Source organism: Croceicoccus pelagius (assembly GCF_001661915.1).
Taxonomy (GTDB): Bacteria; Pseudomonadota; Alphaproteobacteria; order Sphingomonadales; family Sphingomonadaceae; genus Croceicoccus; species Croceicoccus pelagius.
Genome location: NZ_LYWY01000006.1, coordinates 82,584 through 98,335, shown reverse-complemented (window position 1 = coordinate 98,335; position 15,752 = coordinate 82,584). Strand labels below are relative to the sequence as shown.

Here is a 15,752-nt window from a genome sequence, read left to right as displayed (position 1 = left end):
CGTGGACATCGTAACGTCATCTGCTGCAGCATCGAATACCGGAAGCGCGCAATCGCAGTCCATCGCGCAGGCGCGGCAGGCGGTGGCGGAACATTTCCTGGCGATCGACAAACCCCACCTCGCGCGCATCGTTCTTGACGGGCAAGGTGACGACTTCGACGAAGTGCAGCTTGCCGCTAGCGTCCTGGCGAAACAGGCCGGAACCATCGCGCGCTATCAAGATGCGTTGCACCAGTATGCCGATCACGGCTTCTGGGACGACGCGCTGCCGGGCGGGCCCCTGGCGCTGCACGACGCCGGAGAAATGGCGCGCAACGTCCTTGCTGGTCGGACTGCCTTCTTCCACGGCGACTGAGACGACCTCGGTCATTCAGCCTGGCTGCGACCCGACTTGGGCTTGAACTTCTGAATCAAGTCGAAGCAAATACAAGGATCGGAAAAATCCGGACCATAGGTGCCAATCGAACGTTGGCTTGATCTATGCTCAGACCGGACGTTCGACCCGCATCGCAAATCCGCTGTCCTATACGGCAAAGCCGCGCCATCATGCGCGCCGTTCTTTGCCATTGTCGTCTTCCAGCCCTGACCTGTCACCCTGTCCGGTGCGGGGCGAAAGCCAGCTTTCCTGCGGGTCTACGGCGTGAATACAGTGGGTGACAGGGTGTAACCTTTGTCACCCGCGGCAATTCGCACGCCGCTACTGGACGTCGCCCGAAAAGGCGATTTCCTGAAGCCTTTCGCGGGTCTGTTCGAACATTACGTCGACGTCGACTTCCTCGCCACTTTCCAGACGCTGGGAAATCATCGTCACGGGGTAGAGCACGATCGAGGTGCCGGGCCAGTTCAGCGCGGGCACACGGCCGTATTCGTCGTCGATCGTCACCCAGTCTAGCATCAGTTCGTCGGCCAGCGCATCGCCCATCGCGATGCCCAGTGCCTGCAGCTTCCAGGTATCGTCTGCGGCTACCCAACCATGGGCCAGGTTGGCGCGGATCACCGCGAGCTTCGCGTCGGTGTCCTCGTAGTTTTCTTCAGCCTTGTCGCTGAAGTGACCCTTGATCCACGATCGCGACTCTTCGAGCCACTCTCGCTCCGGGTCTTCAAGCCGGTAGCGGGGTAAGTCGTCCATTGCCGCAAAGCATAGCACGGGCTGGGGCGCGGGTGAAATCGGTGCTATCCACAAGACGAAGAGCAGCGCCAGCAGGGTCCGAAAGGCCCGAAAAACCTAGACAGCCGCGCATGTCGCGCTAGGGAGCGCCCCTGAAAAGCTTCATCGGAGTCCAAGCCATGCCCGCCTACCGCTCACGCACATCGACCCACGGCCGCAACATGGCCGGCGCGCGCGGCCTGTGGCGCGCAACCGGCATGAAAGATGGCGATTTCGGCAAGCCGATCATCGCCATCGCCAACTCCTTCACCCAGTTCGTGCCAGGCCACGTGCACCTGAAAGATCTCGGCCAGCTCGTCGCGCGCGAGATCGAGGAAGCGGGCGGCGTCGCGAAAGAGTTCAACACGATCGCCGTCGACGATGGCATCGCGATGGGCCACGACGGGATGCTCTATTCGCTGCCCAGCCGCGACCTGATCGCCGACTCGGTCGAATTCATGGTCAATGCCCACTGCGCCGATGCGATCGTGTGCATCTCCAACTGCGACAAGATCACGCCCGGCATGCTGATGGCGGCGCTGCGGCTCAACATTCCGGTCGTTTTCGTATCGGGCGGCCCGATGGAAGCGGGCAAGGTCGTGCTGAACGGCAAGGAAAAGGCTCTGGACCTGGTCGATGCGATGGTCGCCGCCGCCGACGACCGCGTTTCGGACGAGGACGTGGCCGCGATCGAGCGTTCGGCCTGTCCGACTTGCGGGTCGTGCTCTGGCATGTTCACGGCAAACTCGATGAACTGCCTGACCGAGGCGCTGGGCCTTTCGCTGCCGGGCAACGGGTCGATGCTGGCCACCCATGCTGACCGTGAAAAGCTGTTCCGCGAGGCGGGTCGCACCGTCGTGGACTTGTGCAAGAAGTACTACGAGGAAGAGGACGAGAGCGTCCTGCCGCGCAACATCGCGAACTACGCAGCGTTCGAAAACGCGATGAGCCTCGATATCGCGATGGGCGGTTCGACCAACACCGTGCTCCACCTGCTGGCCGCAGCGCACGAGGGCGAGGTCGATTTCACGATGGCCGACATCGACCGGCTTTCGCGCAAGGTGCCGTGCCTGTCGAAAGTCGCGCCTGCCAAGGCCGACGTCCACATGGAAGACGTCCACCGTGCAGGCGGCATCATGGCGATCCTGGGCGAGCTGGAGCGGGCAGGGCTGATCAACGCGGAATGCCCGACCGTGCACAGCCGCACTTTGGGCGAAGCGCTGGAGCGTTGGGACGTGGGCCGGACCAATTCGGACGCCGTCCGCACTTTCTACGCCGCAGCGCCGGGCGGGGTGCCGACGCAGACCGCGTTCAGCCAGGACCGCCGCTGGAAGGAAATCGATACCGACCGCGTTGGTGGCGTGATCCGCAATGCCGAGAACGCGTTCAGCAAGGACGGCGGGCTCGCGGTGCTTTACGGCAACATCGCCCGCGACGGGTGCATCGTGAAGACCGCTGGCGTCGATGAGAGCATCCTGACTTTCACCGGTCCGGCCAAGGTGTACGAAAGTCAGGAAGCGGCAGTCGTCGCGATCCTGGGCGAACAGGTGAAGGCGGGCGACGTCGTCGTCATCCGTTACGAAGGACCGCGCGGCGGGCCGGGTATGCAGGAAATGCTCTATCCGACGAGCTACCTCAAATCGAAGGGCCTTGGAGCGGCCTGCGCGCTTATCACCGACGGGCGTTTCTCGGGCGGTACAAGCGGGCTTTCGATCGGCCATGCTTCGCCCGAAGCGGCAGAAGGCGGCGCGATCGGCTTGATCGAAGAAGGCGACATGGTCGAGATCGACATTCCCAACCGCACGATCAACGTCGCGGTGTCGGACGAGGTTCTGGCCGAACGCCGAGCCGCGATGGAAGCGAAGGGCGATGCGGCATGGGCGCCATCGCACCCGCGTCCGCGCAAGGTCTCGACCGCGCTCAAGGCCTATGCCGCGATGGCAACCAGCGCCGCGCGCGGTGCGGTTCGCGACTTGTCGGCGATTACCCGCGTCCGCTGAGGCCGTGTTCGCGCCCAATCAGGTCCTGACCGTCCGGCAGATGGTGTCGGCGGAAGAGCGGCTTATGGCTGCGGGGACTGACGTGCACGAACTGATGCAGCGGGCAGGGCGCGGGGCGGCGGAATATATTTGGCGGATGGCGGCTGGCGCGCCTGTCACGGTGCTGTGCGGGCCCGGAAACAATGGGGGTGACGGTTACGTGATCGCCGAGGCCATTCGCGAACGTGGCGGGCCGGTGCAAGTCGTTGCGTCACGTGAGCCGGGAACCGAGGCAGCAAAGCGCGCTGCCTCGCTCTACGGTGGACCGGTGGTCGAGGCGGCGCAAGCGCAGGGCGTGATATTTGTCGACTGTCTGTTCGGGACAGGGCTGAGCCAAGCGCTGTCCGATGAGCTGCGCAACCTCTTGCTCGACCTCGCGTCACGCCACGAACGCGCCATCGCGGTCGATATGCCGAGCGGGATAGACAGCGACAGTGGCGCTCTGCTGGCTAGCGAACTGCCGCACTATGTGCTCTGCATTGCGCTCGGTGCATGGAAACAGGCGCATTTCCTGATGCCCGCAATGGCAACGTGGAACATGCAGCGTCTCGTCGATATCGGCGCAGATCGGGAGGAGGGCGGTGCTGTTGCCGTCACCAAGCCGCATCTGACGCAGCCCGAGCCCGACGCGCACAAATACCGACGGGGCCTTGTCGCGGTCGTTGGCGGGGCGATGCCCGGTGCGGCTTTGCTGGCCAGTCAGGCCGCGGCCCATGCGGGGGCCGGTTATGTGAAGCTGGTCAGCCAGCAAAAGATCGCCAACGCGCCCGCCGATCTGGTCACCGTGAAGGCACCGGGCGATGCCTCGTTCGGCAAGGTGGCGGGTGACGAGCGGGTATCCGCTCTCCTCGTAGGGCCGGGGCTGGGCCGCGACGCAAAGGCGAGCGAGCGGCTTGGCCAGAGCCTGTCGCTTGATCGCCCGACGGTGATCGACGCGGACGGACTGACGATCCTGCGCACGGCAATGCTGGACGGGCGCAAGGCTGCGACCGTGATGACGCCGCATGAGGGCGAGCTTGCCACACTGGAAAAGCTGTTCGGTCTCGACGGCAATGCAGCCAAACCCGAGCGGGCGAGGGCGCTGGCCGAGGCTGCCAATGCCATCGTAATCGCCAAGGGCCCCGACACCGTGATTGCTGCGCCCGATGGCAGACTGGCATTTGCCGGCAAGGCTTCGAGCTGGCTTTCGGTCGCGGGCACCGGTGACGTTCTGGCGGGCCTGACCGCGGCGCGTCTCGCCGTTACCGGCGATCCGTGGCAGGCCGCTAACGAGGCCGTCTGGCTCCACGGTAACGCTGCCTGTCTGGCCGGTCCCGCTTTCACGGCAGCCCAGCTTGCCGACCATGTCCGATCCGCACTGGAATCCTGTTTGTGAGCGAAACTGAAGTAATCCTGCGCGTTGCGGCCAAGGGCGACGGCATCACTGCGTCGGGGCGGCACGTTGCGCTGGCAGCACCTGGCGATACCGTGCTGGCCGATGGAACGTTGCAGCCGGGGCCGCATCATGCAACTCCGCCCTGCCGCCACTTCCCGCAATGCGGCGGGTGCCAGCTCCAGCATCTCGACGAAGAGGCGTGGCACGATTTCGTGACGTCGCGCGTTCTGAACGCGGCTTCGGGGCAGGGGCTGGAGCCTGCGCACATCGAACCGGCGCATTTGTCCCCGCCTGCAAGCCGCCGCCGCGCCACATTGCACGTCGAAGGTCGCGGCAAGTCGGTTCGCATCGGTTTCCGCGAAGGACGCAGCCACGCGCTGGTCGATCTGTCCGAATGCACGATCATGCACCCCGCGATGTTCGCCATGATCGCGCCGCTGCGCCGTCTGCTGGCCAAGTTCGCGCGCAAGAAACTGTCGGCAGACATTCACATGACGTTCGCCGATCAAGGTGTCGATTGTAATGTGAAGGGCTTCACGCCCGATGGTCTGGCAGAGACCGAGGCGCTGATCGCTTTCGCGCAGGAGCACGGCCTTGCCCGTCTGACGATGGACGACGGCTATGGCCCCGAAACGCACTGGGAGCCGGAGCCGGTCACCGTCACGCTGGGCGGCGTGCCGGTTGCGCTTCCGCCCGGCAGTTTCCTTCAACCGACGGCGGAAGGCGAGGTGGCCCTGATCGCTTCGGCTCGCGAATGGCTGGCCGGGGCAAAGACGGTGGCAGACCTGTTTTCCGGCCTCGGCACGTTCGCATTCGCGCTTTCCGGCAATGACGGCATCGGGGCGAAAGTCCTTGCTGCAGAGGCCGCGCGCGATGCCCACATGGCCTGCAAGACAGCGGCCGGCACGGCGCAGCGGCCCGTATTCGCACAGCACCGCGACCTGTTCCGCAATCCGCTGTTGCCAGACGAACTCGACAAGTTCGATGCCGTCCTGCTTGATCCGCCGCGCGCAGGAGCGAAGGAGCAGGTAGCGCGCCTTGCCGCCAGCAAGGTCGGCCGGATCTGCTACATCAGCTGTAATCCGGCAAGCTGGGCCAAGGATGCCGCGACGCTGATCGAGGGCGGCTATCGCCTCGAAAAGCTACGCCCGGTCGGCCAGTTCCGGTGGTCCACCCACGTCGAACTGGCCAGCCTTTTCGTCCGCTAGTTCAGGACCGAAAGCAGAGCACGCACGGACAGGATCATCATCACCAGCGTCGACAGGATGAACAGCGTCGCGCGCATTTTCACCAGGTTGACCTTTGCCTGGTAGATCGAGTGGATCACCCGCAGGACGAGGTAGGCCCAGGCCAGCACCACGTCGTATCCGGTCGGCCCGCCGATCGCGAGGATGACTACCGCAGGATAGTAAATCGTCGGCTGTTCCATCAGGTGCATGTAGTTGTGCGCAGGCCAGTCGTTCCGCCCTTCGGGAAGGCGCGTCCAAAGGTCGGGCCCGCGTGCGCCGACGGGCAGTTTGTCGAGCGAGGTTTTCATCGCGGAGAACGTTCCGGCCCGATGCACAAGCATCCACATCGCCATTACCATCGTCCAGCACACGAGCAGTGCCGCCGGTATCAGGATCGCCTTGTCGGGCATCGATTTTCCTTCCCCTGTCAGTTGCGTGCAGTGATGCTTGCGCAACATCCGATTGTCCAGCCGGCTCTTGCGATTGCTGCGGCGCGTTCGCTGTGCTTGTTCTGTCACGCAAGGGGCCTATATCGCACGCCTGATGTACCGGCTTTCCGTGGGTACGGACAGCCGCATGAAGAATACGGAGACGAGTTTTGAGCAAGGTTCTGGTGATCGGCGCGGGTGGTGTCGGTTCTGTCGCGGTCCACAAGATGGCCATGAATCCCGGTATCTTCTCGGAAATCGTGCTGGCCAGCCGAACCGTGTCCAAGTGTGATGCGATCGCCGAATCGGTGAAGCACCGCACCGGCCAGATCGTGAAAACGCACCAGATCGATGCCGACGACGTCGCGGCGACGACCGCGTTGCTGAAGGCGGAAAAGCCGGAACTTGTCGTGAATCTCGCCCTGCCGTACCAGGATCTCGCGATCATGGACGCGTGCCTTAACGCGGGTGTCGATTACATGGACACCGCGAACTACGAGCCCAAGGATGTCGCGAAGTTCGAGTACAGGTGGCAGTGGGAATACCACGATCGCTTCAAGGAAGCGGGGCTCATGGCGCTGCTGGGTTCGGGTTTCGATCCGGGCGTGACCAGCGTGTTCGCGATGTGGCTGAAGAAGCACAAGCTCAAGACCATTCGCACGCTCGACATTCTCGACTGCAATGGCGGCGATCACGGTCAGGCCTTTGCCACCAACTTCAACCCGGAAATCAACATCCGCGAAGTGACAGCGCCTGCGCGCCACTGGGAAAACGGCGAATTCGTCGAGACCCCGGCGATGGGCGTGAAGCAGCAGTTCGACTTCGAGGAAGTCGGCCCCAAGAACATGTACATGATGTACCATGAGGAACTGGAAAGCCTTGCCCGCTTCGTGCCCGAGATGGAGCGCGCGCGGTTCTGGATGACCTTCGGTGACGAGTACATCAAGCACCTGACCGTGCTGCAGAACGTCGGCATGACGCGGATCGACCCGGTGATGTACGAGGGGCGCGAGATCATTCCGCTGCAGTTTCTGAAGGCCGTGCTTCCCGAACCGAGCAGCCTTGGTGAAACCACCAAGGGCAAGACCAATATCGGCGACATCGCGACCGGCGAGGCGCTGGACGGATCGGGCGAGAAGACGTTCTACATCAAGAACATCTGCGACCACGAAGACGCCTATGCCGAAACCGGCAACCAGGCCGTGTCTTACACCACCGGCGTTCCGGCCATGATCGGTGCGGCGATGATGCTGACCCGCAAGTGGCGCGGCGAGGGCGTGTTCAACATGGAACAGTTCGACCCCGATCCCTTCATGGAAATGCTCAACGAACACGGCCTTCCGTGGACGGTAGAGGAACTCGACGCGCCGCTGCCGTTTTAATGGGCATGCGCGCGCTTTTTCTTACCCCGCTTCTGCTACTTGGCGCGGCCTGTACGCAGGTTGTTGCCGACGAACCGGAATCGACGGGTGAGGTGGTCGCGCCCGATGCGCTGACAAGTTCATCAATCTCGATCGACAGTGATGCGTGCACTGCCGCAGGCGGATTTCTGGACCGGCGCGGCAGGGCTAATACGCTTATGTGCGTCCATCCCTATGCCGACGCGGGCAAGCAGTGCACCGACAACCAGCAGTGTGACGGCAAATGCGTCGCCGCGCCCGATGACGGGCCGGACGGCGAAGTCGTCGGCACCTGTCAGGCCGATGATGCGCTGTTCGGGTGCTATGCCGAAGTCGTTGACGGCAAGCTCGTTCGGGCGATCTGCGTCGATTGAGAAATTGTATTCGATGACGGCTATACGGGCCCTCGCACTGGTGCTCTCAGGAGCCACGCTTGCAGCGTGTGGCGGCCAATCTGTCGAAGTTTCTGATGCCGAACTGGCGTTTCAAGGGCGTTACGAAAATCAGTTTTGTGGTTCGGTCTTTGTGAATGCCGACCATCTCCTGTTCGAAGGGAAGGCATCGAGTTCGATGTCGCAAGGATGAAGGGTGTGACGAACCTCGTGGTTTCTAGCACTCTGCGATACATCGACGACAGTGGACTTTGTCGGCTGCAATTCATCGATGAAGCAGAGTACATCCCGCTGTTGGTGGAAGGCGGAACACTTTCGTTCGACGTCCAACCCGTCGATCGTTCACGCGTACAAAGGTTTGAAAAGGTAAATTGAAGATGGAAACTCGCGCGGGCGATCCCGGCGCATTTGCGCGCTTCGACCTTACCCTTGTCGACAGCCCGGCCTTCGTCGTGGACGCGGCCAAGCTGCGCGACAACTTGCGTGTGCTGGCCGATATTCGCGACCGGGCGGGCATCAAGGTGCTCTCGGCGCTGAAGGCGTTCTCGATGTGGTCGGTCGCGCCCACGATCGGCGAATATCTCGACGGTGTCTGCACCTCGGGCTTGTGGGAAGCGCTTCTGGCGGCGGAGCATTACGACGGCGAGATCGCAACTTACTGCGCGGCCTACAAGGATGAGGACATGGAGGAGATTCTGCGCCTCTCCGACCATGTCATCTTCAACACGCCGATGCAGCACGAACGGTTCAAGGAGTACATCGAGCTTGCCCGCAATCGCGGTGAATCCTTCGATGTCGGCCTGCGCATCAACCCGATGCATGCCGAGGGCGAAGTACCCCGCTACGATCCTTGCGCTCCGCATTCGCGGCTGGGCTTCCCGATCGATCAGGTAACCGAGGAGCATCTGGAAGGCATCGACGGCCTGCACTTCCACACGCTTTGCGAGCAGGATTTCGAACCGCTGAAGCGCACGTGGGAGTCTCTGCTGCCGTGGATCGAGGGCGTCATTCCCGACCTGAAATGGCTGAATTTCGGCGGCGGACACCACATCACGCGCAGCGATTACCAGCGCGACGAACTCGTCCGGTTCCTGATCGACGTTCGCGACATGACGGGCTGCGAAATCTACATGGAGCCGGGCGAGGCAGTTGCGCTCGACGCCGGTATCCTCGTCGGCACGCTGCTCGACACGCACTGGAACGGGATGCCGCTGGGCATCACCGACGTTTCAGCGACTTGCCACATGCCCGACGTGATCGAGGCGCCCTATCGCCCCGCCATGCTGGGCGAACTTCCCGAGGAATCGGGCGTGGAACCGGTAAGGCTGGGCGGGCCATCGTGCCTTGCGGGTGATGTCATCGGTGACTACCGCCTGCCGTTCAAGCCCGAGCCGGGCGCGCGTTTCGCGTTCCTGGACCAGGCGCACTATTCGATGGTGAAAACCAACACCTTCAACGGCGTGCCGCTGCCCTCGATCTGGCTGTGGGACAGCGAGACCGGCATGCTCGAAAAGATCAAGGGCTTCGGATACGACGCGTTCCGCGACCGGCTGAGTTGATCGCGGCGCGGCCGCGCGCGGCGGTGGAGTCGATGCTGAGACGAAAAATTGGCGGAGCGATCTGAAGCACGGACAGCGGCTCGGACAATGCCGCTTTGGCTCTATATCGCTCCATCAAACGCCGTCCGGACAAACGGCTCTGGTGCGACCAACCAGGTCCATGCCCCGGATCGCTCGCGCCAATCCAAGGCCGGCAGGGCGCGAAGCCGGACCAGACGGGAGTCCGAAGGCTTCGCGTATGCGCAGTGCATCACCTGCCGATCGGCCACGGGCGTTGGAACGGACGCCATGGCCAGTGGTGGCTGATGGAAAGAACGGAGACTTCCCATACAACCACCGTTTTGGCGTTCTTGCGACCCTTTCTACGGGGGGTCGAAATCCGGTCATGCCAGACGTAGCCAATCCCCCAACCAGCTACGGAACGTGCTGAAACTGCGCCAAAACGGGACTTGGGGGGAGTTGCACCAAGCGGCGCATCGCAATGCAACTTTTATGCAACCCGGTTGCATTTTGCGTAAAATCGTTAGATGAAGCCTGTCATGAAACGGGTTGTCGACCTTTCCTCCAAGCTGGATATGCTGCTCAAGGCTTCGTCGCTGAGCAGGGTTGCGCTTGCGCAGCAGGTCGGGGTGGACAAGTCGCTGGTCGGCCGCTGGGTCAAGGGGAGCATCCATCCGGGCGAACACAACCTCGCGAAGCTGACCGCGGTGTTCCAGGAAACCTTCCCGATGCTGACGCTGGCGGACTGGTACGAGGACCAGACCGTTCTCGCCGATCGTATCGGCATCGCCTACCGCGCCGGTGTGCCTTCGGGCCCCGAAATGCGCGCCGAAGGCCCCTTCGCCAAAATTGTCGAGGCATCCGAATCAGAGATTGCCTTCCGCGCGGAAACCTACACCGGCTTCTGGCGCACGACGCGCCCGTCCGTGCTGATGCCTACCCAATTGTTTCACGACTACGGCATCTTCCGCCTGACAGACAACGGCATGATCGAGGTTTCGATGGAAGGCTCGGGCCTAAAGTTCGAGGGCTGGCTCTTCCCGATGGCAGGCAACCTTTACGTATTCCTGTTCGACCCGGTTGGTCGCACGCCTCTGATCGTCCTGATGAAGGGCGTTACCTTGCCGCGCGCAATGTCGATGGACGGCATCCTGCTGCTGTCCGCGCTTGATCCGGCGCGCACGCCTGCCGCGCTTCCCATCGTGATCGAGCGGGTGGGCGACCTTTCGGGCGACCGCGAAAAGGACGATGCGCGTTTGCGCGAAATCATCGAGACGCAGCCCGACCCGCTGCAACCGCTGAGCGAGGAGGAACTGAAGAGCCTCGCGTACCAGAACATCGGTCCTGATGCCGCTGCGGCGGGCGGACGGCTGTTCATGTCGTCGGTCGGCGCATTTTCGCGCGGGGCGACTTCGAACGGACTGAAGGGCTAGCGCGCAGCTTCGTCCAGCGAACGGGCGACCCCTGAAAGCGAGGATAACTGCCCAAATGTCCTGGCGATCATTTGCTTATCTCCGATGGGTCGATCGACCCGCCCTCGAACGCATCGCCACTTTCGATCGCGACAAGCACTTCGCGTTCGTGAACCACCCTGCGGATGTTCTTGCACGCGGACCTCATCGGCTCGGCGAAAGTCGGAAGGGCGTTTTTTACGAAGTTCCGAACGTCCAATTCTGATCTTTTCTTCCCGACCCGCCGCATGAATGCCACAACCCGTGGCAGGCCGCGGAACACACGCTTGCCCCGGTCCGTATGATGGTCATGCTGCAGGGCCAGAGCCGCAGCGGAAAGCGTGCAGATGTCATCGTTTTGTCATCCGAAATCACAGGCTTTCCGGTCACTTTTGGCTTGCAGTTCGCGCGCCTTGCCTTATATGCGCCCCCTCGCTGCCCCAAGGGGACTTCCAAACCGCAAGGCAGCCTTGTTGAACACGTTGTCCTGGGGGTCCCTTGAGTTGCACATCCATCCTGACGCCGCTTCTGTAGTCCGCGACCTCGCTCCGGACGAACCAGTCATACTGAACCGCCCGCACGCTGCGCGGCGCGCTGCCCGTTTCTTTGTCGAGAAGTTTCCGGGCAAGGTGCTCTACGCGGTAAAGGCCAACCCTTCGGCCGATCTTCTGCGCCTTCAGTGGGAATCGGGCGTGACGCACTTCGACGTCGCCTCGATCGCGGAAGTGCGCCTCGTGCGCGAAACCCTTCCCGAAGCGACCCTGTGCTTCATGCACCCGGTAAAGACCGAGCGTGCGATCGCAGAGGCGTATTTCGATCACGGCTGCAAGACCTTCAGCCTCGATTCCGTCGAGGAACTGGAGAAGATCGTGCGCGCCACCAAGGGCGCAACCGACTTGCGCCTGTGCGTCCGTCTGCGCGTTTCGTCCGAATATTCGGAGCTTTCGCTCGCATCGAAGTTCGGTGTCGACCTGACCGAGGCGCCCGCGCTGCTTCAGGCGACCCGCCAGGTGGCCGACTGGCTGGGCGTATGTTTCCACGTCGGTTCACAGGCGATGAGCCCGTTCGCCTACGTGCAGGCGCTGGAACGTGTCCGCGCCGCGATTGCCGAGGCATCGGTCGTCATCGACATGATCGACGTCGGCGGGGGCTTCCCGTCGGTCTATCCGGGCATGGAGCCGCCGCCGCTCGAAGACTACTTCAAGATCATCCATCAGCACTTCTATGCGCTGCCGATCGCCTACAACGCCGAGCTGTGGTGCGAGCCGGGCCGTGCGCTGTGCGCGGAATACAATTCGATGATCGTGCGCGTCGAAAAGCGCCGCGGGACCGAACTGTTCATCAACGACGGCGCCTATGGCGCGCTGTTCGATGCCGCCCACGTGGCATGGCGCTTCCCGGTCCGCCGCATCGCGGCCGACGGCACTGCCGGAAACGACGTTGAGAGCGAGGATTTCTCGTTCTACGGCCCGACCTGCGACGATGCGGACTTCATGGAAGGCCCGTTCCCGCTGCCCGGTGACATCAAGGCTGGCGACTACATCGAAGTCGGCATGCTGGGCGCCTACGGCGCGGCAATGCGCACCGGTTTCAACGGCTTCGGCTCCGGTCCTGTCGAGAGCGTGACGGACGAGCCGATGAGCAGCCTTTACCGCGGCGACCGCGACGATCCGCGCGTTTCGGACAACGTCGTCTCGCTTCGCTGAATCTCCGAAGCGGTAAGGCCCTGTTAGCCTTACCGCTTTAGGAAACGGCCCATGTCATCCAAAGCCACAAAGGCCACCGGCACGCTGCTGGCGGCGATCGCCTGCCTGCTCCCGCTCGTCCCCGTGGCGTTGCAGCCCGGTTTCGGTGTGTTCGCGTCGATTGCGCTCGCGGCGATCGGACTCGTCTTCTTCAAGGGTGCGCGCGCGCCGACGCTGGCGATGGTCTGGAAGAACCGGATCGTCTCGATCCTGTTCGGCATTGTAGTTGGCAGCGGCATGGCGTGGGGCATCGCCAATTTCGTACGGCCCTTCGTCGAACAGCAGTTCGGCAAGGGCATCAGCGTCGGCGGGCTTGAGCAGGCGGCGGGCAATCCCATCATGTATGCTTTCGTCCTGCTGATCGCGCTGGGCAGTGCGATCCTCGAAGAGATCGTGTTTCGCGGCTATGTGATCGGGTGGGGCGCAAAGATCTTCGGCAAGGGGTTTGCGCCGGTCATCATGCTGCTGTCGACTGCGGTCTTCGGTTACGCCCACATGGATTATGGCGTGTCCGGAGCGGTGGTGACAGGGTTTGCGGGTCTGGTTCTCGGGACGCTTTACCTGCTTTGCGGTCGACGCCTCTTGCCCTGCATAGCGGCGCACATGACTTTCAACTTCATCGGATCGACCGCGCTTTACTTGGCGACCTGATGGCCCGATGCTCGCTCCCGGCAATAGGGGCGAGGGGCATCCATGAACGCAAAGACCGAACGCATCGTTTGCGGCCTGCTGATCGCGGGCATGTTCCTGCCGGCCCTGCTGCTGCCGGGTGTCGGCGCGCTGGTATCCGCGCTCGTCGTCGCGCTGGCACTCATTTTGCTGTCTAACAGCCGCAGGCCGATGCTGGCGCTGGTCTGGCGCTCGGTTCCGGCCTCGATCCTGCTCGGCATGGCGGTTGGCACTGCCACGGCCATCGGGTTCAGCATTGCGGTCGAACCGCTGATCGCCGCGCTGACCGGAGAGCCGGTGGACCTCAGCGATTTCGACGCCGTCAGGGGCAACGTGCCCAACTATCTCGTCATGTTGGCAGTCGGGTTGATCTTCGGCGGTATAGTCGAGGAAGTGATCTTTCGTGGCGCGGTGATCGGTTGGGGCAGCGCCGCTTTCGGCAAGCGCCTGGCATGGCCGCTGGCCGTACTGTCTGCGGCCGTTTTCGGTATCACCCATCTTTACCAGGGATGGTCGGGCGTGATTTCGACCGGACTGATCGGCCTGATCCTCGGCGCGCTCTACGTCCTGTGTTCGCGCAGGTTGCTGCCTTGCATCGCCGCGCACATGACGAACAACGCCATCGGCATCACGGCAATCTATCTAGGGATGGGTTGATCGCCTTTCCGTAGCGTCCTTGTGAGCGGCAATCCGCGCTGCTAGCCACGAGAAAAACCGGGAGAAAATCGAGACATGTCCTTGCCGCCCCTGCTTGCCGATCGTCTGCGTCTTCCGGTGATCGCGGCACCGATGTTCATCATATCGCAGCCCGACATGGTTCTGGCCGAATGCCGCAGCGGTATCGTGGGGTCTTTTCCCTCGCTGAATGCGCGCGGCGATGGTGTGTTCGAAAGTTGGCTGAAACGGTTGAATGACGAACTGACCGGGGATGATGCGCCGTTCGCGGTGAACCTCATCGTGCACCGGTCAAACGTGCGGCTGGAAGAAGATCTCGCGCTTTGCGTGAAGTACAAGGTGCCGATCGTGATCAGTTCTCTCGGCGCGCGCGAGGAAGTGAACGAGGCGATCCATTCCTATGGCGGCGTCGTCTTTCACGACGTGATCAACGACAAGTTCGCCCGCAAGGCCATCCAAAAGGGCGCTGACGGCCTTGTCGCGGTCGCGACGGGGGCAGGGGGGCACGCAGGCATTCTGTCGCCCTTCGCGCTCATTCAGGAGATTCGCCAGTGGTTCGACGGCCCGCTCGCCCTGTCCGGCTCAATCGCCAATGGCGCTGCGGTGCTGGCGGCACAGGCCATGGGTGCGGACCTTGCGTACATCGGCTCTGCCTTGATCGCGACAGAAGAGGCAGTGGCTTCGGACGGATACAAGCAGATGATCGTCGACAGCAAAGCAGAGGACATTGTCTACTCGAATCTTTTTACCGGCATTCACGGCAATTACCTGCGCGGTTCGATCGTCAACTCGGGCATGGACCCCGACAACCTGCCCGAAAGCGATCCTTCGGCGATGGATTTCGGCGGCGCGAAGGCGTGGAAGGACATTTGGGGCAGCGGTCAGGGCATTGGTGCCGTCGATGCCGTGGTGCCTGTGGCAGAGCGTATTGCGACGCTAAAGGCACAGTACGATGCTGCCCGCGCAAGGCTGGCGCTGCACTAACGGAACTTGCGCGGCGGCTCCCAAAGGTCGGGATCGAACCACTGGCATTTGAGATCGGGCCGCGCGTCGGCGAGCCGCATGAAATCCTCCTTGCGGGCGGCGAAACGCGCGCAGTGGAAATCGGTCAGGTTGCGGCAATTGATCAGCGGGCCAAAATCCTTGTCCTCAAGCCGCGCATTGGTCATCCAGAACTTGCGAAACACGAATCCGTCTAGCGGTTCGAGGCTTTTCAGTTTTTGCGACGTGTTGATCGACCCGTCGAGGTGGAGCACCTCCAGACGGTCCTTCAAGGGACGCAGCCATGACAGGTCGTAGAGGTGCTTCGCGTTCTCCAGATCGAGTTCGACCAGCTTCGGCAAGCGAGTAAGCGGCGTGAAGTCGGTAACATTACGCGGGCTGTCGATCTGCAGCTTACGCAGCTTTTTGAGCGCGGCGATCCCCGAAATGTCCGCAGCCGTCGTTGGCCAGGCCATGTAAAGCTCTTCGAGATTTATCAGCTGGACGATCTCGTCGAAGAAGTCCTGGTTGACCGCACCTGCCCACAACGCGCGCAAGTTCGAGCGGCGCGAAATGCCGACGTGCGACTTTTTCTCGCGGTTGTGCGTGCCGGACGTGGCGTCCAGCGGGATGCCGACCTTGTCGTCAGGGCCAGCCATCCT

At 62.6% G+C, this 15,752-nt stretch carries 15 protein-coding genes; 12 read left to right on the top strand and 3 right to left on the bottom strand.

Features of this window, described 5'->3' with window-relative positions; all coding sequences use genetic code 11:
• The first annotated feature begins 1 nt into the window (after window position 1).
• Window positions 2–355, top strand: coding sequence for a hypothetical protein (locus tag A9D15_RS00770; protein WP_229660349.1), 354 nt, complete (start codon window positions 2–4; stop codon window positions 353–355).
• A gap of 342 nt (window positions 356–697) precedes the next feature.
• On the opposite strand, the gene A9D15_RS00765 is transcribed toward A9D15_RS00770, so the two are convergent.
• Entirely contained in the window at window positions 698–1,129 is a 432-nt protein-coding gene (locus A9D15_RS00765) for a DUF3806 domain-containing protein (protein WP_066760828.1), read from the bottom strand.
• Window positions 1,130–1,287: 158 nt separating this feature from the next.
• Here A9D15_RS00765 and ilvD point away from each other — a divergent pair, with 158 nt between their 5' ends.
• The 3 genes from ilvD to A9D15_RS00750 are packed head-to-tail and all read left to right on the top strand — an operon-like array spanning window position 1,288 to window position 5,769.
• Entirely contained in the window at window positions 1,288–3,147 is a 1,860-nt protein-coding gene (ilvD, locus tag A9D15_RS00760) for a dihydroxy-acid dehydratase (protein ID WP_066760826.1), read from the top strand.
• A gap of 4 nt (window positions 3,148–3,151) precedes the next feature.
• A complete protein-coding gene (locus tag A9D15_RS00755; protein WP_229660348.1) occupies window positions 3,152–4,561 on the top strand; it encodes an NAD(P)H-hydrate dehydratase in 1,410 nt (469 codons plus the stop codon).
• Window positions 4,558–5,769, top strand: coding sequence for a class I SAM-dependent RNA methyltransferase (locus A9D15_RS00750; protein ID WP_066760825.1), 1,212 nt, complete (start codon window positions 4,558–4,560; stop codon window positions 5,767–5,769). Before A9D15_RS00755 ends, A9D15_RS00750 begins: the two co-directional genes overlap by 4 nt.
• Here A9D15_RS00750 and A9D15_RS00745 read toward each other — a convergent pair.
• On the bottom strand, window positions 5,766–6,200 hold the full coding sequence (locus A9D15_RS00745; RefSeq protein WP_066761219.1) for an MAPEG family protein: 435 nt from the start codon (window positions 6,198–6,200) through the stop codon (window positions 5,766–5,768). The genes A9D15_RS00750 and A9D15_RS00745 overlap by 4 nt on opposite strands.
• 188 nt (window positions 6,201–6,388) lie before the next feature.
• Between A9D15_RS00745 and A9D15_RS00740 the strand changes: the two genes are divergently transcribed.
• The 8 genes from A9D15_RS00740 (at window position 6,389) to A9D15_RS00700 (ending at window position 15,093) form a co-directional block, all read left to right on the top strand.
• Window positions 6,389–7,600: a saccharopine dehydrogenase family protein gene (locus A9D15_RS00740; protein ID WP_066760823.1), complete on the top strand. Its 1,212-nt coding sequence runs from the start codon at window positions 6,389–6,391 to the stop codon at window positions 7,598–7,600.
• Between the two features lie 5 nt (window positions 7,601–7,605).
• Window positions 7,606–7,992 (top strand): hypothetical protein, encoded by a 387-nt coding sequence (locus tag A9D15_RS00735; protein ID WP_082924188.1) that lies wholly within the window; start codon window positions 7,606–7,608, stop codon window positions 7,990–7,992.
• A gap of 395 nt (window positions 7,993–8,387) precedes the next feature.
• The gene (locus A9D15_RS00730; protein WP_066760815.1) at window positions 8,388–9,569 is read left to right on the top strand and encodes a carboxynorspermidine decarboxylase; all 1,182 of its coding nucleotides are present in this window, start codon (window positions 8,388–8,390) and stop codon (window positions 9,567–9,569) included.
• Window positions 9,570–10,108: 539 nt separating this feature from the next.
• Window positions 10,109–11,002, top strand: a complete 894-nt coding sequence (locus tag A9D15_RS00725) for a helix-turn-helix domain-containing protein (protein WP_172807427.1) — start codon at window positions 10,109–10,111, stop codon at window positions 11,000–11,002.
• Window positions 11,003–11,523: 521 nt separating this feature from the next.
• Window positions 11,524–12,726, top strand: coding sequence for a type III PLP-dependent enzyme (locus A9D15_RS00715; protein ID WP_066760809.1), 1,203 nt, complete (start codon window positions 11,524–11,526; stop codon window positions 12,724–12,726).
• Window positions 12,727–12,777: 51 nt separating this feature from the next.
• Window positions 12,778–13,416 (top strand): CPBP family intramembrane glutamic endopeptidase, encoded by a 639-nt coding sequence (locus A9D15_RS00710; RefSeq protein ID WP_066760807.1) that lies wholly within the window; start codon window positions 12,778–12,780, stop codon window positions 13,414–13,416.
• A 42-nt stretch (window positions 13,417–13,458) separates the two neighbouring features.
• Window positions 13,459–14,091, top strand: a complete 633-nt coding sequence (locus A9D15_RS00705) for a CPBP family intramembrane glutamic endopeptidase (protein ID WP_066760805.1) — start codon at window positions 13,459–13,461, stop codon at window positions 14,089–14,091.
• A 75-nt stretch (window positions 14,092–14,166) separates the two neighbouring features.
• Window positions 14,167–15,093: an NAD(P)H-dependent flavin oxidoreductase gene (locus A9D15_RS00700; protein ID WP_066760804.1), complete on the top strand. Its 927-nt coding sequence runs from the start codon at window positions 14,167–14,169 to the stop codon at window positions 15,091–15,093.
• Here the strand turns inward: A9D15_RS00700 and A9D15_RS00695 are convergent.
• Window positions 15,090–15,749, bottom strand: a complete 660-nt coding sequence (locus A9D15_RS00695; RefSeq protein WP_066760802.1) for a leucine-rich repeat domain-containing protein — start codon at window positions 15,747–15,749, stop codon at window positions 15,090–15,092. The two genes, A9D15_RS00700 and A9D15_RS00695, sit on opposite strands and share 4 nt — an antisense overlap.
• Window positions 15,750–15,752: the final 3 nt, after the last annotated feature.

Bases quoted from the DNA above. Each gene is read 5' to 3' on its own strand.
- A9D15_RS00745 (WP_066761219.1), bottom strand. From the start codon at position 6,200: ATGCCCGACAAGGCGATCCTGATACCGGCGGCACTGCTCGTGTGCTGG.
- A9D15_RS00730 (WP_066760815.1), top strand. From the start codon at position 8,388: ATGGAAACTCGCGCGGGCGATCCCGGCGCATTTGCGCGCTTCGACCTT.
- A9D15_RS00735 (WP_082924188.1), top strand. From the start codon at position 7,606: ATGCGCGCGCTTTTTCTTACCCCGCTTCTGCTACTTGGCGCGGCCTGT.
- A9D15_RS00695 (WP_066760802.1), bottom strand. From the start codon at position 15,749: ATGGCTGGCCCTGACGACAAGGTCGGCATCCCGCTGGACGCCACGTCC.
- A9D15_RS00700 (WP_066760804.1), top strand. From the start codon at position 14,167: ATGTCCTTGCCGCCCCTGCTTGCCGATCGTCTGCGTCTTCCGGTGATC.
- A9D15_RS00705 (WP_066760805.1), top strand. From the start codon at position 13,459: ATGAACGCAAAGACCGAACGCATCGTTTGCGGCCTGCTGATCGCGGGC.
- A9D15_RS00725 (WP_172807427.1), top strand. From the start codon at position 10,109: ATGAAACGGGTTGTCGACCTTTCCTCCAAGCTGGATATGCTGCTCAAG.
- A9D15_RS00710 (WP_066760807.1), top strand. From the start codon at position 12,778: ATGTCATCCAAAGCCACAAAGGCCACCGGCACGCTGCTGGCGGCGATC.
- A9D15_RS00765 (WP_066760828.1), bottom strand. From the start codon at position 1,129: ATGGACGACTTACCCCGCTACCGGCTTGAAGACCCGGAGCGAGAGTGG.
- ilvD (WP_066760826.1), top strand. From the start codon at position 1,288: ATGCCCGCCTACCGCTCACGCACATCGACCCACGGCCGCAACATGGCC.